The sequence below is a fragment of the Mucilaginibacter sp. P4_D1 genome (assembly GCF_056401935.1).
The window spans coordinates 1-20,818 of sequence record NZ_JBFUIJ010000072.1 but is presented as its reverse complement, the minus strand read 5'-3'; the positions used below and the strand labels follow the sequence as shown (position 1 = coordinate 20,818).

11 protein-coding genes are annotated in these 20,818 nt (G+C 42.0%); 1 reads left to right on the top strand and 10 read right to left on the bottom strand.

Annotation, left to right across the window (positions count from 1 at the left end; genetic code table 11):
- The 9 genes from AC1DV1_RS29750 to bglX all read right to left on the bottom strand — a co-directional run.
- Positions 1 to 94 (bottom strand): IS1/IS1595 family N-terminal zinc-binding domain-containing protein (locus tag AC1DV1_RS29750; RefSeq protein WP_477367901.1); only part of this gene is annotated, 94 nt, incomplete at its 3' end.
- Positions 95 to 242: 148 nt separating this feature from the next.
- Entirely contained in the window at positions 243 to 3,038 is a 2,796-nt protein-coding gene (locus AC1DV1_RS29745) for a glycoside hydrolase family 2 protein (protein WP_477367898.1), read from the bottom strand.
- Positions 3,039 to 3,195: 157 nt separating this feature from the next.
- On the bottom strand, positions 3,196 to 4,746 hold the full coding sequence (locus AC1DV1_RS29740; protein WP_477367895.1) for an FG-GAP repeat domain-containing protein: 1,551 nt from the start codon (positions 4,744 to 4,746) through the stop codon (positions 3,196 to 3,198).
- 79 nt (positions 4,747 to 4,825) lie between these two features.
- Positions 4,826 to 6,382 (bottom strand): FG-GAP repeat domain-containing protein, encoded by a 1,557-nt coding sequence (locus AC1DV1_RS29735; protein ID WP_477367892.1) that lies wholly within the window; start codon positions 6,380 to 6,382, stop codon positions 4,826 to 4,828.
- Positions 6,383 to 6,400: 18 nt separating this feature from the next.
- Complete coding sequence (locus AC1DV1_RS29730) at positions 6,401 to 7,642, bottom strand: vanadium-dependent haloperoxidase (RefSeq protein ID WP_477367888.1); 1,242 nt, start codon at positions 7,640 to 7,642, stop codon at positions 6,401 to 6,403.
- An 88-nt stretch (positions 7,643 to 7,730) separates the two neighbouring features.
- On the bottom strand, positions 7,731 to 11,345 hold the full coding sequence (locus AC1DV1_RS29725; RefSeq protein ID WP_477367885.1) for a VCBS repeat-containing protein: 3,615 nt from the start codon (positions 11,343 to 11,345) through the stop codon (positions 7,731 to 7,733).
- 82 nt (positions 11,346 to 11,427) lie between these two features.
- On the bottom strand, positions 11,428 to 13,200 hold the full coding sequence (locus tag AC1DV1_RS29720; RefSeq protein ID WP_477367881.1) for a RagB/SusD family nutrient uptake outer membrane protein: 1,773 nt from the start codon (positions 13,198 to 13,200) through the stop codon (positions 11,428 to 11,430).
- A gap of 23 nt (positions 13,201 to 13,223) precedes the next feature.
- Positions 13,224 to 16,388 carry a SusC/RagA family TonB-linked outer membrane protein gene (locus AC1DV1_RS29715; RefSeq protein ID WP_477367876.1) on the bottom strand — a complete coding sequence of 1,055 codons (3,165 nt, stop codon included), beginning with the start codon at positions 16,386 to 16,388 and terminating at the stop codon, positions 13,224 to 13,226.
- A 926-nt stretch (positions 16,389 to 17,314) separates the two neighbouring features.
- Positions 17,315 to 19,621 (bottom strand): beta-glucosidase BglX, encoded by a 2,307-nt coding sequence (gene bglX, locus AC1DV1_RS29710; protein ID WP_477367873.1) that lies wholly within the window; start codon positions 19,619 to 19,621, stop codon positions 17,315 to 17,317.
- A gap of 198 nt (positions 19,622 to 19,819) precedes the next feature.
- On the opposite strand from bglX, the gene AC1DV1_RS29705 reads away from it, so the two are divergent.
- Positions 19,820 to 20,581, top strand: a complete 762-nt coding sequence (locus AC1DV1_RS29705) for an NUDIX hydrolase (protein WP_477367870.1) — start codon at positions 19,820 to 19,822, stop codon at positions 20,579 to 20,581.
- A gap of 65 nt (positions 20,582 to 20,646) precedes the next feature.
- On the opposite strand, the gene AC1DV1_RS29700 is transcribed toward AC1DV1_RS29705, so the two are convergent.
- On the bottom strand, positions 20,647 to 20,787 hold the full coding sequence (locus AC1DV1_RS29700) for a transposase (RefSeq protein WP_477365006.1): 141 nt from the start codon (positions 20,785 to 20,787) through the stop codon (positions 20,647 to 20,649).
- Between the last annotated feature and the right edge of the window lie 31 nt (positions 20,788 to 20,818).

Sequence of the window (20,818 nt, the reverse complement as noted above, 5' to 3'; positions counted from 1 at the left end):
GCCGAATAAACAATTGCCCACATGATTTACACTTATATCGCTGTTTTTTATTCTGCTTGCCCCACTTTATTACATCCGTGCTCTTACAGGTCAAACACGCCTTTTTTTGACGATTTCATATAACAAAAAAAGCAAATTGAAACCGATTTCAATTTGCTTGATGTATATTCCTTTATTACAGTCGATTACAAAGATTCTACCAACTATTTTTGGCAATTATATCTGTTTAAGCAATGTTTATATTATTTTGAGGCCAGGGCAATAGTTTGCTTATCTAAATTCCAGCCTTCCAGCAATATGGTTGGGGTTACGTTACCTAATTTGGCCGCCGGGGCAGTTACCGATAGGGTTATGCTTTCATGCGGGGCCAGGGTAAAATAGTTACCTGTCCAGTAGCTTGGCATAATTTCTTCGCCGTTTTTCATCAGTTGGGGGCGTACAAAGAATGCCAGTTTATTTGAGGTGTTGGTGAACTGAACGGTCCACTTGCTTTCTACAGCACCCTTTTCTCTTTTAACAATTTTGGCACTTACCTGTGCATGCTTCATATCGTTAAGCGTTTTAAATTCGTCAGTTGCAGATAGCCAGTAAGCGTTGTGCGACACCGCTTTGCCGGTTGAAGTTTTCAGGTTAAGTATTACAAAGCTTACACCTTGTGTACCTGCCAAGACATCCTTAAGCTGAATAATTTCCTGCACACCGTTTGTAGCCAAACCAACATGATCTAACTTAATAGATTTGATGAGCTTACTATCGATGTCAAAAACATCGGCTGTCGCAATTAAACTACCTGTTGCATGGTGCGTGCGGTTAATAATAGCCACGCTCGAATTATCGTAGTTATATTGGATATGCACGGGCTCGCAGGCGTTTTGCATGCTGTAGTAGCCCGCGTTTGGCTCCAGGTACCAGTCATAAATTTGCCAGATAACACTGGGGAGCGCAGCGTTCAGTTTCCAGAGCATAACACCACCGGTTTCGTTCAATTTGTGGCCATCGGCCTCAAAAATCCCCTGGTAGCCAATGTAGTTCAGAAATTGCATCTTATCCGAAAAGTTGACAATGCTGCTGGGTGCGCCATAGCGCTTTACCATTTCGTCGTAGTACTTATCGTACTGCCCCGCGCCAGTGGCAGCATCATGATACCCCCAGGTATTATTTAAGGGGAAAGGCAAAGTTTTGTCCCAGGTAAGGTTGGGAATTATTTTTGGCAGCGTGGTATAAGGCGGCTGCGACGGCAAACCGGTTTCGTCTTTAAATACCCAATCATGAGCCAGGTTGGCCAGCTTGTAATAGTCTTTAGGATCTTTCCAGGCATACGGGCCACCGCTGTATACACCCGATGGCATATCGTCCGGCCATGAGCCTTTCCAGCCTTCGGGCAGCTTTGCAAAGCCCGATGAACTTGGTATAAACGGACGGGTGCCATCCAGCTCAATAATATCGTTACGCATTTTATCGTACAATTCCTTACGGGCATGGCCTTCGTTACCCCCAGTCCAAACTAATAAGCTTGGGTGGTTGCGGATACGATAAATAGTACTCTGAACATTTTTGGTAAATACGTTGCCTTCCAAAGGCCAATCCGGCGAACCTTTAAACTCGCCCTGTGTGTCGCCGGTGATCCAAAAATCCGACCATACCATCTGGCCATATTTGTCGGCTGCGTTCCAAAACGCATCAGGTTCGGTAACTCCACCGCCCCAAATACGCACCAGGTTAACGTTGGCATTTCGGCACAGGTGCATCTCGTAATCATACCGGGCTGAATCGCGGTTTACCATCATATCGGGTACCCATGCACCGCCTACTAAATGTACCAGCTTTCCATTTACATAAAATTGCCGCCGTACAAAGCCATTCACTTTTTCTGCTTTTGACGATACCGTGCGCACCCCAAAAACAAAAGTAGTATCATCGCTTATACCTTTAGCATCGGCATATTGCAGGCGAATGCGGTATAAGTTGGCCTTACCATAGCCATTGGGCCACCATAATTTAGGCTGGTGAATAACCAGCTGACTAATCTGATCCGCGTTCAAATCAACTGCAATACCCGATTTTGCAGCAACGGAAACCGCTTGCGTAAACTGCACAGGTAGTCCTGCAAAGTTTTCGGGTTTTATGCTGATGGTTAGCTTACCCGCATTAGCAACCAATGTATTGTTTGATAAAGTAAGTTTTAAAGACAACTTAGCAATACTTGTATCGGGCAGGTTTGGTAAATCGGTTACCAATTTTGGCCTTCCTATAGTAACTGCGCCCGTAGTACGTAAAAAAACCGGTTGCCAGATACCCATATTACGATCCCGAACGGGGGGAATCCAATCCCAGCCGGCCGAGCAAAGCATGGTTACATTTTTGCCAATATCACCGGTTGGGCCGCCGTTTTCGTAGAATGGGCCAAGGGCTTTTAACTGTTCCTTTGCAGGATAACCAGCATAGTCTAAGGGATATATCTTTACTGCTAAAGCATTTTCGCCACCTGCATTGATGGCTTTACTTACATCCAGGTTGTGCTCGGCAAACATGCCTGCCATTTGGGTGCTATCGGCAATTTGTTTACCGTTTAAATACACTGCTGCACGGTAGTTAATGCCCTTAAATATTAACTGAAATTGTTTGCCCTTATCTGCCGCTGAAACTTTAAATGTGGTACGGTACCAGTAGGGCTTTTTCCATGGATTAGGATCATTGGGTAAATGACTGTATTGCTCCAGGTTGTACTCTTTATTAAACTGATCTGATGCATCCGGTATCAGCATATTATTTAACCCCTGGTAAGGATCGGGATATATTTTATTGGCTACCAACCCCGTTAACACGGTTGAAGGCACTTTAACCGGGAACCAGTAAACCGGCGAATGGTATTGAATACTTGACAACTCGGCACCGCCGGCGTTAATCAACGCCGAAGATTGCAAATCAAAGTTAACAAGTTTAACCTGCTTTACGGGGGCCGTTTGGGCCGACAAAAAGGCGGGCAAAACGCAGGCTGCTACAACACCAAATACCGCATTAATAGTTTTTTTCATCATAATGATTTTTTAACAGGAATGCCCACCAGCCATTCAATAAATAGGCATAGAAACACCCGTTGGGCAATAAATAACAACGGTAAAACTAATTAACAATCGGCAGGATGATATTGTACTTATTTATCATTTTATCATACAAATGATACAAATACAACTTTCAGGGCCTCTTTTTAGCGGTATTGTGCAATACAGTGATTGGAGAATACATGTCCCAGTTTGGATTGTAATCTTTTTGGTTGATAAGTCCTTTTGCACCTACCGAAAAATTACCTAAAACAATATCCATGTTGCCATCGCCATCAATATCGTTCACGTCCATTGCAAGCCAGCGGCCATAAGGGTTAACCGGGATCTCGTGCACTTTAAATTTGCCTGAACTTATTTGTTCATGGTAGGTAAAACCTTCAGTGGGATGGTATTTAAAATCGGGGAAGAAAGCGATAACGGCCAGGTCAAGATCGCCGTCATGATCAAAATCTGTGGCTATCGCTTTCGAGCAGCCATTGATATGATAAAAATAAGTTTGCTTAAACTTCCAGTTGCCCTGGTTGGTGAAAATATATACCCCATGATAGGGTTTAAATATAGGCGAGTAATCATTGTTATCGCCACAGGTATACAAAATGTCGGGTTTACCATCGTTATTAAAATCGATGAACTGGAAACTGCTTGATCCATACACAGATGGAAAACGCAGTAGATTTTGAGTAGTAAACCCTCCTTTTTTGTCATTCAGGAACAACCACACACCCTCATCAGCCTGGGCAAACAGGCATACAATATCGGGCCAGCCGTCATGGTTGTAATCATCAATATAAAGCTGGCTTGGCCCCGGTATTGCCCTGATGATTTTTTTTGTGAATTGATGAGCCTGTTGCTGCTGAACCAGGAATAAACCGCCTTTATTGTGGCCAAATCCGCAGGATACATAATCCATCAAACCGTCTTTATTAAAATCTGCGTAAGCGCTTTTTACCGGCCTGGGCAAGCTATCGGTGATTAAAACCGAATCTTTGCTATTCCGCCTACTGTTAAGGTTAAGACTGATCAGTTTCCCTTTAAGCTGATCATTAGGGGGTAATACTCCAATACTGGTAATAATAGCGCCATTAGGATTTGCAGCCGTTTTAAAAAAGTCCGCATCAACTACCGGCGACTGGAATTTTTTCACAACTGTGGCGTTGAGGTCGCTATCCCATTTATATAGCTTATCACCTGCTCCGCCGGTATAAAAACTTTTATCATTGGGGTTAAAAGTAACCATGGTTGTCATGGCCATACCATCGGTAGTATCTGCCTTTGCCGGCCGCTTTAAGCTAAAAATAGCCCAATCTTTCACTGCATTGGGTTTAGGGATAACCAATTTATCGGGCGCCGCGCTTTTGTAATACATTACAATCTTATGCCAATCGGCGTTTGATATGGCCGACGATGAGTATACCAGGTAGTCGCCCATAAAGGGCCTTACACCAAACTTAGGCGCCATGGCGGGCAAAATACCTTTATCCCATGTTGCTTTATCAAGCAAAGATGCATCTGGCGCCTGGTGACAGGTGGAACAGCGTTTTTGAGCCAATTGCTTGCCCTCCTCAATGTACCTTTCATCGTCTGCCTGCCCATTATCCCTATTGCAACCGCCACACAGCGTGAGCGCAGCAAATAGTACTATGATTAATGAATGGAAAAAAAACTTTTGTTTATTAATCATTTACACTTATCCCTTTTTCCGAAGCAGTTTTCAAAGCTTTGAAGATAGACGCTTATTATATAATTTATTATAGTAAACCCTATTTTTTTGTATGGTTTTCAAGCACAATCAGCGGCAAATTCCTATCCCATTGCGGTTGCAGGCCATGGATGAATTTAAACCCATCAGCGTAATTACCCAATATAATATCAAGCTTACCATCGTTATTTAAATCGGCTGTTTCCATACACATCCAGCGGCCGTACTTACTTACTGGTACGGCGTGTGGTTTAAAATCAAAGGGCTTACTTTGTTCAAAATAAATAAACTCCTCCTGTGGTGTATTTTGCATATCTGCAAAAAATGCTATTGTTGCAATATCAACGTCGCCATCTCCATCAAAATCAGTGGCAATTGCTTTGGTACACCCATTTATCGGGTAAAAATACTGCTGTTTAAAACTCCAATTACCCGCGTTGGTAAAAATATACAGGCCATGGTATGGCTTTAAAATGCGCGAATCATGGTAATTATAACCGCAGGTATAAACCAGGTCAAGGTTACCGTCGTGATCCATATCAACCAACTGAAAACTGGTCGAACTGTTCGTTGGCGGGAAAGTAAGCAGTTTTCTCGTCGTAAATCCGCCTTTGTGGTCATTTAATAACAACCATAGGCCTTCGTCGCCTGTGCCCGTTAAAACCATCACATCGGGCCATCCATCCTTATTAAAATCACCTTTTAAAGCCTGTACCGATCCTGCTTTATTCAAAATAGATTGTTGGGTATAAGTTTTGTCCTTATTTTGAACCAACAGATAAACACCGCCCTTCTTATCGCCCTGCCCGCATACTACTACGTCGTTCAGGCCATCTTTGTTAAAATCGCCTACAATGGTTTGCACCGGTCGGGGCAAATCTGATGCTATGTAAGTTTCGGAGGCGTTAACGTCCTTGGCGTCAAGATCAAGCTTCACAATTTTCCCGTTAGGGAAATCAATTGGCGCCATACGACCAATGGCCGATACAAAACCTATGTTACCGCCTGCTTCTTTATCAAAGCTAATATCAACACCCGCCGAAGGCAGCGATGCCAGCGAATCGGCTTTTAAATTACTATCCCAACCATATAATTTTTCGTTAACGGCATCGGCACTGTACAACTTTTTGGTGGCCGTGTTATAGTTTATGGCGGTGGTAAAACTGGTTGAATTAAAAGGCGAAGGCTTTTTTAAAGTAAACCCGGCCCAGTCTTCAACCAACGGCGCAGGTTTTTTGGCGGGCAACAGCGTATCAGGTGCAAGCTTTTTGTAATAATTAACAATAGCCAGCCACTCCAGTATACTTGCGCCGGTAGTGTCTTTAGCATCCTGCTTAAAAAACTGACCTCCGTAGGTGGAAATTTTTAGCATAGGCGCCATACTTACCAACACGTGATTTATCCAAACATCCTTTGGCAAAGTATTTATGGGTGTTAATGCATGGCATCTTGTACACTTTAATTGTACCAGGTTTTCGCCATCTAACTTTACATTACCGGTTAACTTATAAGGCTGATTTGTTTTGGGTTTGCAACCATAAATCAACGTAGCAAATGATAATAAAACTGTAAATAAAAGCAGGTAAGTAGTAGCCAGGTATTTTGGTTTAAAATGCATATAAAGCGTTAAGTACCGTTATTTTTTAAGTTTAAGTTTCTTCCAGATGTATTCGCCAACCTGTCGGCCTTGCACAGCCCCCTGGTCAACACTGTTCCGATAGTGGATACCGCCGTAAAAACGGCTTATCGATGTTTCGTCAGATGCTTTTAAAAACGAATCAAAATGGCGCTGCATCCCTATATATTTTAAATCGCTGGTATCCTGGTAAGCAAAATTATCTCCAAATAAGTGAGTAAGCATCACCGCCGATGCAGCGCTGATATCGCTATGCCCGCTTGGATATTCAGGAAACGGTGGCGTTTGCAGCATGGGCAGCCAATCATGGTCAATTTTATCATTAATAACCGTAACCGGCCTGATGTAGTTGGTTTGGTATTTAACCTGCCACCCGCTTATAAATGCGTCAAATAAGGCAATAGAAGTAAGCGCATAAGCCTGCGCGGTTTTTATAACATCGGAATGGGTTTGTTTACAGGCAATAGCCGTAATGCCAATCCAGTGGCCACCGGGTGTTATCTTTTTATTGGCAAACATCATGTGCCCGTTGTGCTGAATTACAAAGGGGTTATCATCCCAAAAACGGGCAATGGTAGTTTGCTCGGGTGTTATGTGTTTGCTTAATTCATACACCTCAACAACCTGCTTAAAATAAGGGCTGTTTTTGTCGTCGCTAAAGGCAGGCGGCGGCGGCAATTTAAATTGTGTTGAAGTATCAACGGCAAATGTATGCATAGTACCCCAACAAAACTCAACGCCGTCAAGATAATCTGGCGCAGTTGGGCGCCATTGACCAGGGCCATCGTTACCCAAAAAGCGAGGTTTGCCACGGGTTTGCGGATAATTATCAACCGATGCACGTTTCAGGATGAATTTACCTACCTGGGCGCCAAAAGCTATTGAGCGGGAATAAGTAGAATCATCAAGATTATCCTTGTACATAGCATAAACCTTATCCTCATATTTCTGCAAGGTATCTACCGAGAAAGTGATTTTGTGTGATACTGTAAAAAATGCCTTGGTTGCAGCCAGTGTAAAATTGTATTTAAAATCTTTGTTGGGCTTAGGCGGTTTGCCAAAGCCTTTTAACTGGGCTGCTATTGAGTTATAACTGGTATCAGCGTAACGCTCAGCTTCGTAAGCCGCCAATGTGGTATAGCCGTAAATACGGCTTGCAACCGGAGGTGTAAAGACATCATAAATAATCACCTGCGTTAACTGGTCAACGTTATTATGTAGCACATCAGCATCTTTTAACAAGGGCGTTGTTTTTTTTTGCCCGCAACTATAAATCAAAAATAAACATGTAACGGCTAAAAATATTTTAAAACATCTCATAAACAAGTAATTAATTAAGCTGAACGGTTCGTTGGTGGCCATAGCTATCAGTTATGGTTACTGATGCCATATTGCTTTCAATATTAAAGAATCTGCCTGACTGCGACAAGAAAGAACTTCCATTATAAAACTCCTGCCTGGTCATTTTTCCATTTTTATATTTGATGGTCGCAAAAGCGTCTAATGGTTGTAAAGCAACCGTTTTAACACTGCGGTTAAGTTCAAATAACTTCAGTGCATCGCGGTTCTGTGTTGCCGCCAGCAGATAGCTACCCTTTGCGCTTCTTAACTTAACAAGGCCTTTGCCATCGCCAGGTATAAACAAGCCGCTTTGCAAAATACTTAAAGGCTTAAAACCTCCTTTACCATCGCCTTTAAGCAACAGCCCGTTAAATGCATCGTACCGCCCTGTTGCAACCTCGGTACCGTAATCATTGCCGCTCAGGGCTACATCAAGGTTACCGTCACCGTCAAAATCATCAACGGTGATGCCGCAAAGTTCGGATTGCTGGGCGTCAATTGGTAACGGTATTATGGTGAATTTACCACCGCCATCATTGCGCAAATAGCACGATTGCAGGTAGTTTACTTTTAACCGGATTGCACCTTCACGCATTTTTGGGGTGATTACAGAATCCATGGGCGCTACAGCAAGAGAGTGGTAATTTTGGAATTTGATACGCATGCTAATCATCTGCTTTACAATATCATCGCGCCCAAATGCCGGAAACTCCCGCTTCACACCATCCTGATCTTTTAAAAACACAGATGGGAAAGCGTCATAGCTATCATTGTTATCAAAGTCTTTAGCCGTTATATAAATAGGGTATTGGTCTGATGCTTTGTAAAAAGTATTCAATCCCGTATTACCTACAATGTAGTCAATATCACCATCATGATCAAAATCGCCGGCGGCAATGGTATTCCACCACCCTAATTTATCGGCTACTCCTGTGTTGCTTGTGACGTTTTTAAATACACCTTTGTCATTCTTCAAAAAGGTAATAGGCATCCATTCGCCGGTAAGTATTAAATCGGGCCAGCCGTCATTATTAAAATCGGTGAAGGTAGCATCGCATACCAGTCCGATATTTTTCAACGCAGGGGCCACTGCTGCGGACACATCGGTAAATTTGATAGCACCATTTTTACTGTCGTTACGCAAAATAAAGCTGGATACCGGTTTAGGATAATTCCACGGATCAACACGGCCAGATACAAAAAGATCGAGCTTGCCATCATGGTCAAAATCAACCGCCTTTACACACAATTTACTGGTGAGGTTTTTGGGCAATGCATCTGGCTGTAGTATAAAATTCCCCTTGCCATCATTCAGGTAAAACCTATCCTGGTAATTGGTCGACCCTGGCTGGGTTTCAAACCCGCCACTGGCAATATATAAATCAGGATGGCCATCGCCATTGGCATCAAACAATAGTATGCCTTCATCTTTATTACCCGCTACCTGGGCCAAATATGAACCCATATCCATTGGGTTTAAAGCAGGGAGCTTTGTTTTTGATTGTGGCAGCAAATTGCGCTGGATAAACTTACCATTGGCTTGCTGCAATAATAATTGTGCCGGGTATAAAGTTGTACCGCCAATTACCATGTCATCAAAACCATTGCCATCTACATCGCCAACTGCCACTGCAGGGGTATATTGCGATAATTTATGAGGTATTAATTTTTGAACGTTAAAATCGATATAATCTTTTTCCTGGTGCTTATAGGTAATGCCGGCCGATTTTGTTATCTCGCGGAATAGCGCGCCTGTGTTTTGGACAGGAAGTTTAAATGAATAAGGCTCCCTTGCATCGGCCATGCTTACTTTAAGGGTTTGGTTGGCCGTTACATTTTTTAGTACCTGTTTTTTTCCGTTGTCCCAACTGATTACAACAGAATCTACCTGGGATACATTACCCAAGCCAAAATGGGCTATATTTTGGATGGTAGACAGGTAGCCACGATACGGCGTGTTTTCATATACCTGCTGCTGGCCGTGGTTGTAATAAATATTGGCAAATGCCCCAATACCGCCAAGGTTTTGCGGGCCTCCTTTAAATTGTATGTGTAAATAGTTGTTGCCGGTTTTATTTTTGTCACGGGCTGTATTCCTGTAAACAAAGGCTTCGTCATCAATGTTATTGATAATCATGTCCATAGCTCCGTCATTATCCAGGTCGGCATAAGCCGCCCCGTTTGAAAATGATGGTGCGCCAAGGCCCCACTCTTTAGTTACATCGGTAAATTGCAACCCGTCGGTATTTTTAAATGCATAGTTTGGTATTTTTACAATCGGAATCTGATCAAGGATCTGTTTGTTTGACGCGATTGCAAAAGCCCGGTTCCTGAAAGTAATAAAATCATGATCGGTTACATCGCGCGGATAACCATTAGTAACGATCAGATCGCGTAGGCCATCGTTATCAAAATCGGTAAGCATTGGCCCCCAACTCCAGTCGGTTTGGCCAACGCCACTTAAAAAAGCGACTTCGCTAAAAATTGGTGCGCCTATTGAATCATTTTGGCCCAGGCGCGGGCCCTTATTTATTTGTAAGGTATTGCGTGTATACTGGTATTGTTGGTTATAGCGGTCAAAATTTTGAAATACCTGGTAATTATTGCCCGGCATAAACATCTTTTTACGAAAATTATCTTCGGGGTTCATATCAACCTCAAATGCATCAACCAACCCATCGTTGTTAACATCTTCAAAATCCTGCCCCATGGCACTAAATGAAGTATGCTTAAAATATTCTTTTGATCTGTCTGTAAAAGTACCATCCCCGTTGTTGATGTACAGTATATTATCCGGTAGAAAGTCGTTGGTAACATAAATATCTTTCCAGCCGTCTTTATTTATATCAACAATAGTTGTGGCATGCCCGTAGCCTTCAATCGTTATTCCCGCCTGTTTCGATACATTGGTAAATACAGGATGTTTAAGCGCAGCATTCCAATCATTACGGTAAAGCCTGCCAGTACTTTTGTGACTGCCATCCTTTATGGTAGGCCTAAAAGTGCTTTGATTATCGCTGGCTAAAGCTTCATTTACGGTAACATACATATCCAGATCGCCATCGTTGTCATAATCAAAAAACGACGCCATGGTCGAGTGCACTTTAATATCCAGGCCGTACTCTTTGCCCATTTCTTTAAAAACGGGTATACCATCTTTACCAACACCCTGGTTTACGTATAGCAAGTTAGTACGCTTAACAGAATCGTCGAGCAAGGTGTTACAAACGTAAATATCGGCAAGGCCATCGTTATTAATATCAACAACAGCAACTCCCCTGCCCCAGCCTCCTTTGCCACCAACCCCCGCCTTTGCGGTTACATCCTCAAACTTCATATCTCCTTTATTAAGATACAGCCTGTTTGAAAGTGTATTGGCAACAAAATAAATATCCTGCAAGCCATCGTTGTTAAAATCTCCTATACCTACCCCGCCCCCGTTGTAAAGGTTAAGCTTGGTAAGGGGGTTTATTTTATCATCTTCAACAATGGTATTACTAAAAGTAATACCCGATGCCGACGAGGGTATCTGTTGAAAAAGCGCCGACTTTTTACAAGCCGATAAAGACACAAGCAGGCTGATAAATATGTAGGTATACTTCATGAATTTTGGACAGTAGGCTATAAAAAAAGGTGGAGACAATTATCTCCACCTAAATTAGAATAATCGAACCGGTTATCAAAAATTAATAACCAGGGTTTTGTTTTAAAATGATTGGGCCCTTTGCGTTAGCAATATCAATTTGTGCCTGAGGGATTGGGCGGTACTCGCTCTTGTTAGGAGTGAATTTAGCATCTTTCAGGGTAATATCAATTGATTTGTCGCTCGCAAAGAAAGTATTCATCTCAGCAGTCTGGTAAGCGCTGCCCCAACGTTGTAAGTCGAAGAAACGGTGGCCTTCCATAGCTAACTCAATTTTGCGCTCAAAACGTACGGCTTTGCGTGCATAAGCCTGATCGGCAAACACAGTGTAAAGGCCAACTTTGTAATTAGCTGCCGCCGTAGTTTGAACGGTATAAATTGATTTTGAAGCATCGTAAGGCGAGTTCAAATAAACCCATCCGCTTTTGATGCCGGCACGGGTACGTACCTGGTTAACAAGTGCCATTGCAGCTGGAAGATTGTTTGCTTCAACCTGGCATTCAGCAGCCCACAACAGGATATCTGAGTAACGGATTAAATTCACGTTGTTCGAAGTACTCAAAGCAGAAGTCCAGGTATTTTCTGTACTTGTGTTAGTACCAACTTCGCTTTTTGAATACACGTTCTTTTTAGGGCTGAAGTGACCATCAGACCCTGGGTTACGAATCCATGCATCACCAGGGTGTGGACCCCAGTCAAGATAAGGAATACCTTTACGGCCCATAGTAACATCAATACGTGGATCTAATGTACCAGTGTAGGTTACATCAGTTACAGCAGGTGCCGAGTTGAAATCATCTAACAGCGGTAAACCGGTTACAGCATCTGTTTTGTAAGAGTTAGCCAGCCATTGCGATGGGTTAAAGAAACCGCAGCAACCACCAGGACCACCGTTGTAAGGGAAGTTAAGGTTATCACCTTGGTTACTATTATTACCCAATGATCCATCATTCACAGATGCCTGAACAGCAAATACTGATTCGGCGCTGTTTTTTTGGCCTGCTTCCGGGCTAAAGTTTTGCTGGAAGTGGTCGTTCAAAGCGTATTTTGCGCCACTTGCAGTTTCGCCGCTTGCCATTAAAGTAGTCAATAAAGGCAATGCAGAAGTATATTTAGCTTCGGCCATAAAAACCTTTGCCTGGTATGCCATTGCAGCATATTTATTTGCACGGGCTTTTTGAGGCTGAGTTTCCGGAAGATTGTCGGCTGCAAATTTAAAGTCAGCTTCAATCATCGGGTAAATATCCTTATCGTTTTTAGTGGTATAAACCGCATCGCTAGTAGTGGTTTCATCTACATAAGGAACCATAAAGAAGTTACGACGTAACTCGAAATAAAAATAGCCTCTTAAAAACCTGGCTTCGCCACTTATTCTTTTTATGTCATCAGCAGTAAGATCCTTTGCGTTAGGAATACCACGCAAAACATCATTTGAACGCTGTACACCATCGTAAAGAGCCGCAAATTTACCTGTTATAAAGCTATTTGTAGCGGGCAGATTAAATGTTGCTACCGGAGTTTGATCGGCCGCACCATCTGATGGATCGGAACCTTTGTAGGCATCTCCACCGGTAATACTTCCAAACATCCAGTTTGAAGGGGCTGCTGATTGACCACCACCGGCACCGCCGTAACCATCCAATTCTGAATAAGCACCTATCAATAAGCTTTCGACACCCGCCTTATTTGCAAGAAGTACCGGATCAATTCTACCCAGCGCTGGCTTATCTAAAAAGCCTTTTTTCTGGCACGCGTATACTGCACATATCAGCAGTAAACACAGTGGGATGATTAATTTTAATTGAAATTTTTTCATGATTTTAATCTATTAAAATATTGTTAAAATGTAGCCTGTACACCTAATAAATAAGTTTTTTGGTTAGCTGGGTAGTTACCAAAGTCGATACCAAAGTTACTATTATCTCCCAACGCAGATGGCTGAATTTCAGGATCTAAACCTTTGTATTTAGTAATGGTAAACAAGTTAACTGCCTGTACATACACTCTCAATCTTGAAAGGCCAACTTTTTTAAGCTGTACACCTGGAATACTATAACCCAATGTTAAAGTTTTTAATCTCAGGTATGAGCCACTTTCCATGTAGTAAGAGTTAAATACAGCTGTGTTACTAAAGTTTGCAGCGGCAGTTAACACAGGGATTGTAGCATTCTGGTTAGTTGGTGTCCATGAATTAGCTATGATTCCTTTAGAAACGTTTCCTTTAAATACTTGTGGAAAATCTGTCCAGTATTTAATGTAGTTAATGTTTTTGTTACCTTGTGAACCGTAGAAGAATGCATTCAAATCAAAATTCTTGTAGTTGGTGTTTAAAGTAAAGCTATAAGTGAAATTCGGATTTGGGTTACCAAAGAAAGTTCTATCATCCGAAGTTATTTTACCATCACCATTTACATCTTTATATTTGAAAAAACCCGGTGCAGCACTCTCCTGGGTTGGAGAAGCAGTTACATCTGCAGCGTCCCTGAATAAACCTAAAACCTCATAACCAAAGAACTCGCCTAATGGCTGGCCTGGCTGTAACCTGGTGAAGTTACCAATACGGGTTGAACCAGAACTATTTCTGTCCTGATATTTTAAACCTGGAGGCAAGGCAACAACACGGCTTTTGTATGAAGTAATATTACCTGTTATGTCATATTTAAAATCGCTGCCAACGTTACCGTGGTAGGTGATATTAAAGTCAAAACCCTTGTTGCTGATATTACCGGAGTTGCTATAAGCTGGAGCTGCACCACCAAGCGGGTTGTAAGCTGGGTTCTGGAAAAGTAAGCCGCTGATTTCTTTTTTGTAAACCTCGAAACCAATCTCTAATTTATTGTTTAACAAAGTTGCATCAAAGCCTAAGTTGGTTACTTTATCTTCTTCCCAGGTAGTGTTAGTGTTACCTAATGAAGCTGCGTAAGTACCTAACACAGCACTGTTACCAGAACCTGTAATATCATAATAAGAGTTTTGCGGGCCTGCTGCATAAAGGTTAGTAATGTTGGTGATACTTACGTTGTTCAATGATCCTAATTTACCCCAACCACCACGTAATTTTAAATCGTTTAACCAGCTGATATTTTTCATGAACGATTCTTGCGAAATCCTCCAACCAGCAGTTATCGACGGGAACACACCATAACGGTGGGCAGAAGAGAATACAGAAGCACCATCACGACGCAAAGTACCACTTAACAGGTACCTGTCATTGAAAGCGTAGTCCACTTTTCCAAATACTGAATAAATGGTTCTATAATAGATGTTGATATTCTGGTTACTTGGACCAGACGGCGAACCAGTATCCAAATCCACATAGTTAGGATCGGTTGATACACTATAATTTGATCTTCCTGCCTGTAAACCACGATTATACACCTTGTTTGATTCTGAACCTACTAACACTTTAACATCGTGTTTGCCAAATTTTTGGTTATAATTTAACGTATTAGTCCACAAGTATGTGCTGTTGTAGCCTGCACCTTCGGTGTAGTTATTGGGGTTAGTGTTACCTTCTGCGTTTTCGTAAGCAGTATAGTTAAAAGAGTGGAAGTAGTAATTATCAAAAGTACCGCCAAATTGCGTGCGGGCAGTAAAGTGCTTCAGGAAGTCTACTTCTCCAAACACGTTACCAGCCATCTGCCAGTCATTACCTTGATTTACTTTAGCGCGGGTTTGTACCGCAACAGGATTTGACGAGTTACCTAAACCCGCTGATTTTGTACCTGCAAAATTGCCTTTAATGTCATACACCGGGATAATAGGCGGCTCACGGTAAGTATATGATATAGCATTACCCTCGTTTTGGTTACCAATTGTTGGGTTGCTTTTAAAGAACATATAAGCGTTTTCGCCTACACGAATGTGATCACCAATAGCAAAATTTGTATTAACACGCAATGCATAACGTTTTAAGTAAGTGTTAAGCAAAGTACCTTGTTGATTAAGGTAATTAACAGACATCAAATAGCTTGATTTATCGCTACCGCCGCTTGCCGTAATGTTGTGGAAAGTTTGAGGGGCAGATTTAAATACCTCATGAAACCAATCGGTACCTGTTTTGTTGGCTTTGGTGATCTGGTTACTATTGATGTTATAAGTAGCAGGATCGGTATTAGCACCACCAGATGCTGTTGCCGTTGGCGTAATATAATCAGGAATTGTAACCGAAGTACCTGGGAATTGAACACTACCTACTGATTTTTGAAGAGCTTCTGCATATTCCTGGGTACCCGCAAGGTTAAAGCCATTTTTAAGTGGTTTTTGGCTTCCGTAATACATATCATAGCTGATAACAGCGCGGCCTGATTTACCTTTTTTAGTGGTGATTACAACAACACCATTTGAACCCTGAACACCATAGATGGCAGCAGAACCAGCATCTTTCAGTACCTGGATAGATTCAATGTCGTTTGCGTTAACATCATTAAAATTGCCTTGCACACCATCAATAATATACAATGGATCGGAGTTACCTGTTGATGTAATACCACGTACACGCACCGAGCTTCCGCTACCTGGCTGACCGTTGTTGATTACGGTAACACCCGCTGCCTGGCCTTGCAATAATGCTGCTGCCTGGCCGCCTGGTACTGTTTTTAAGTTGGCAACGTTAACAACAGCCACCGAACCGGTGATGTCTTTTTTACGTTGCGAACCGTAACCCGTTACCACCACCTCGTTTAGTGCATTGCTGCCTGCAACAAGTGTAACAGTTAAAGTAGTGCTTGCACCAACTTTAACTTCCTGGCTTTGATAGCCAATGTACGAAACCACAAGCGTTTGGCCCGGGCTTAATGTAAGGGTGAATTCACCGTTAACATCAGTTACTGCGCCTGTAGTAGATCCCTGGATGCGTACTGACGCTCCGATGATCGGTAATTTGTCATCGCTGCCGATAACTTTACCTTTGTACTTTGTTTGGGCTGTAACTACCAATGAAGATACGAGGCAGCATAGTAGCACGCCAAGGAATCTTCCCTTTAGGAGTAAACTTTTAAACATGAGATTGAGATTTAGTTGATTAATATATTTGATTTAAGATCTTGGGCGGTTTTTGGTGTTTATTTAAGTTTGCAGTTGAACTATAACATGCCTCGTTATGATTTTTTTGGTGAGAACAAAAAAATCATGAGGCTTGGCAGCATAATGCTTACCGGTAAAATTTGAAKATTTTAAAATGTTGGAATGTAAAAGTCTTATCATATATGAACTTCCTGTAACAAATTTAATTTATCCCCGTTACCCTGGTTTCACGCTGCTTAAAAACTAAGTGTACGTGAACTATGTTATAATACTATCAGAATTTGTATGGTTTCTGGCGTTCCAGAAATTTATATTGGCTATGCAACTAATGTAAAGAGAGTGTATTGTTTACACAAGTGAAAAATGCAGATTTACAAATTAATTATTTATAGAACCCAAATGGCGTTAAAATTACAAATTGTGAATATTTTATTAATAAATCATTAATAAACCATGGGCTTGTTTATAAATTTTGCAAAGCCAAAATAGCAGCGCCCCTGGTAAAATGCAATCGATACCACACTTTATGGGTATATGTTTAATGTTGCAAGAGCTAAACCTCATTTTTTTTATCGGAATGATGCTATACGAATGTTACAATAGTAAAGCTGGCTTAGTGTTAAAATATCATCATGATTTTGTAATAATGTCACTACAACATTTATTATTTTACCGACTTACAACTGTAATACAAACATTTATAAATAATATAATAAATGTTCTGCCAACATTTATCGAATTATAAAACGTTGGAAAAATCGATCAAAAACTCGTTCCCTAAGCAAAAAAGCACCGTGCATTAAAAATGCACAGTGCCTTTTATAAGGTAGAATTAGTTTTCTAAACTACCTGTAGCTTCAGCCTTATATATTATTTTTTATAATTTATATTAAAACTTGTAGCTGCTATTTGTTCCACCAAACCGATGCCGAATGGGTATCGCTTGAGTTTGTACCTACCTCAACTACAAATTTGCCTGGTTCCCAATCGTACTTAAGCTGGCTGTTGTAAAACTTTAGTTGCTCGGGTGTAATCGTAAAACTTACCTCTTTAACTTCGCCCGGCTGCAGGCTAATCTTTTTAAAGTTTTTCAACTCTTTAACCGAACGGCTGATACTTGCAACAGGATCGTTGATGTACAATTGTACAACTTCTTCGCCTGTATATTTGCCGGTATTGGTAACTGTAACAGTTGCGGTTAGCGTTTCGTTGCCTTTAAGCGTGGCTTTACTCAACTTAACATCGCTGTAGCCAAAAGTTGTGTAACTTAAGCCATACCCAAAAGGATAAAGCGGATCATTAGAAATATCCAGGTAGTTTGATTTAAACTTGGTTGGCCCGCTGCTGTATGGTCGACCGGTGTTTTTGTGGTTATAATATATAGGTATCTGCCCAACGCTGCGCGGAAAGGTAGCCGTAATTTTTCCCGATGGGTTATACCGCCCAAATAAAACATCAGCAATGGCGTTCCCTGCTTCAGTACCTGGTGCCCAAACATCAAGGATAGCGCTTGCATGGTCGTTTTCCCAGGTTAAAGTAAGCGGACGGCCGTTAAACAGCACAATAACCATTGGCTTACCTAATTTAGACAACGCCTTTAGCATGTTTTTTTGCGGCTCCGGGATATCAATATCCGACCGGCTGGATGACTCGCCCGACATACTTTGGGACTCCCCTACCACCGCTACAATCACATCTGATTTATTGGCGGCATCGATGGCTTCCTTCAAAAGTTCATCGGCAGGTTTAGGATCAACAGTAACCATTCCGGGGCCAAAATTAAGGCGTTTTATAAATTCGGCATCCTCGGTAATGTTTGATCCCTTAGCATAATTGATAGTTACGCCATCGCCAACAACGTTTTTAATCCCTTGCATTACGCTGATTGATTTTTGCCATTCGCCGGCCAAAATCCAGGTGCCAAGCATATCACGCTGGTTATTGGCCAACGGGCCCACAAGCGCTATGCTGCCCGTTTTTTTAAGCGGCAGCGTTTGCTTATCGTTCTTTAACAATACAAATGAACGTTTGGTAATTTCTCTGGCAGCAGAAAGATTCGCCTCAGACATTACATCCGTTTTTTCGCGCGCAGCATCCATTGATTTGTACGGGTTATCAAACAAACCCAATTTATACTTGGCTTCCAAAACCCGGCGGCAAGCCTGGTCAATTTCAAACTGGGATATCTTTTTTTGCTGTAATGATTTTTTCAATGTGGTTAAAAATCCCTCGCCAACCATATCCATATCCAGCCCTGCTTTTAACGCAAGGGCCGATACCGTTTGCAAATTTCCAAGGCCGTGGGCTTCCATTTCGTTAACGGCGGTATAGTCTGATACTACAAAGCCCTTAAAGCCCCATTGGTTGCGCAACAAGTCGGTAAGCAACCATTGGTTAGCCGTTGCCGGCACACCATCAACCGTATTAAATGAACTCATGAAGCTACCTGCACCCGCATCAACGGCCGCTTTGTAAGGCGGCAGGTAATCCTGGTACATTTTAATTCGGCTCATGTCAACAGTATTGTACTCGCGGCCTGCTTCGGCACCGCCGTATAAAGCAAAGTGCTTTACGCAGGCCATAACCGCATCGGCATTTTTCAGGCTGGCGCCCTGGTAACCCTGTACCATAGCCTTTGCCACCTGCCCGCCGTACCACGGATCTTCGCCGGCACCTTCGGATATGCGGCCCCAGCGTGCATCGCGCGCTATATCAACCATGGGCGAAAACACCCAGCTTAAGCCTTCGGCGGTTGCCTCTTTTGCTGCAATATGTGCCGATTGTTTGATCAGATCAAGATCCCACGTTGCCGACATGCCCAAAGGAATTGGGAAAATAGTGCGATGGCCGTGGATAACATCCAACCCAAAAATTAGCGGAATGTGTAACCGGGAATTTTTAACGGCTGCTTCCTGCACTTCTTTCGTATGATCGACTCCCCAAATTCCAAAAACGCCGCCAATAGCGCCCTTTTTTATTTTATCCTCTACACCTTTATTAACTACCGATCCGGTGGTTGGTGCACCAATGGTTACCAGGTTTAACTGTCCTATCTTTTCGTCGAGGGTCATTTTTTTCATCAAACCGCTCACAAAAACATCCATTTTGGCATCCTCGGTTTTGTTTTGAGCCAACACCTTGTTAAAAGGTAACAACGCTACGCAAAGCGGAATAACCCTGGCTATAAGTTGAGTTGAAAAATATTTGTTCATTTTTTAAATTTACGTTGTAAGGATACTGATTAACCAAATTTGGATAGGTAAAAGCGTGATTAAGCCCTTACTAAACTAATTAATTAAAGATCATCGCTTATAATTGGCTATAACACAACAACAAAATGATTGTGTATAAAGTACACAATTGTAATTATTATAATTAAATAATCAAAGTATTTTTGTAGAATAGCAAAAATGTTGACCAGAGAAGAACTTATTGAGTATAGCGACGAGGCCCGTAAAAACTACCTTGAGCATATTTCTATTGATTGTGTTGTTTTTGGCTTTCACGAAGGCCAAATGAAAGTACTGTTGCTAAAAAATATTGGCGAAGAAAAATGGTACCTCCCCGGTGGCTTTGTGCTTAAGCGCGAACCTATTGAAATGGCTGCCAACCGGATATTAAAAGAACGTACCGGTCTCGACCAGATATTTCTGCAACAATTTCACGTGTTTGGCGATCCCGACAGGTCAAAAGTTCACAATGATATGTATGATGGCATGCTGCCAGCCGAGAAAAACTGGTTTTCGGGCCGCTTTTTAACTATAGGGTATTACGCGCTGGTTGATTTTTTTGAGGTAACACCGCAGGCCGATCGTTTTTCGGAATTATGTGGCTGGCGGGATATGGATGATATGCCCAAACTTGAACTTGACCACGAGTTGATATTTAAAACTGCTTTAGATACCCTGCGATTGCAATTAAACTATCAGCCTATTGGTTATAACCTGATGCCAAAGGAGTTTACTATGCCCGAGTTGCAAAAACTATACGAAACCATCCTGGATAAGAAACTGGATCGCCGCAACTTTCAGCGCCGGATTTTGGGTTTCGGTATCCTTAACCGGGCAGAACAGCCCCGTAAAGGAGGCGCCCATAAAGCACCCTACCTCTATTCGTTTGATCTGGAAGGCTATAAACACGCGCTGACAGAGGGATTTAAAGGAGGCTGGTAGTTTTTAATTATTGAATTACTGAATTGATGATTTAGGATCAGTCGGAAAAGTTGGGGGGGCGATCCTCAGGCATATATTTTGGCAAGCCTGAATAGGAAGAAAGTAGTATCTCTTACTCCTCTTAAAGTAGCTCTAAAAGCTTTTGCCTTAGCATTAAATGATTCGGCTGAAGCATTTGTACTTCTGTTGTCGAAGAAGTTTAAGATAGACTCTGTCGAAGAAGTTTAAGATAGACTC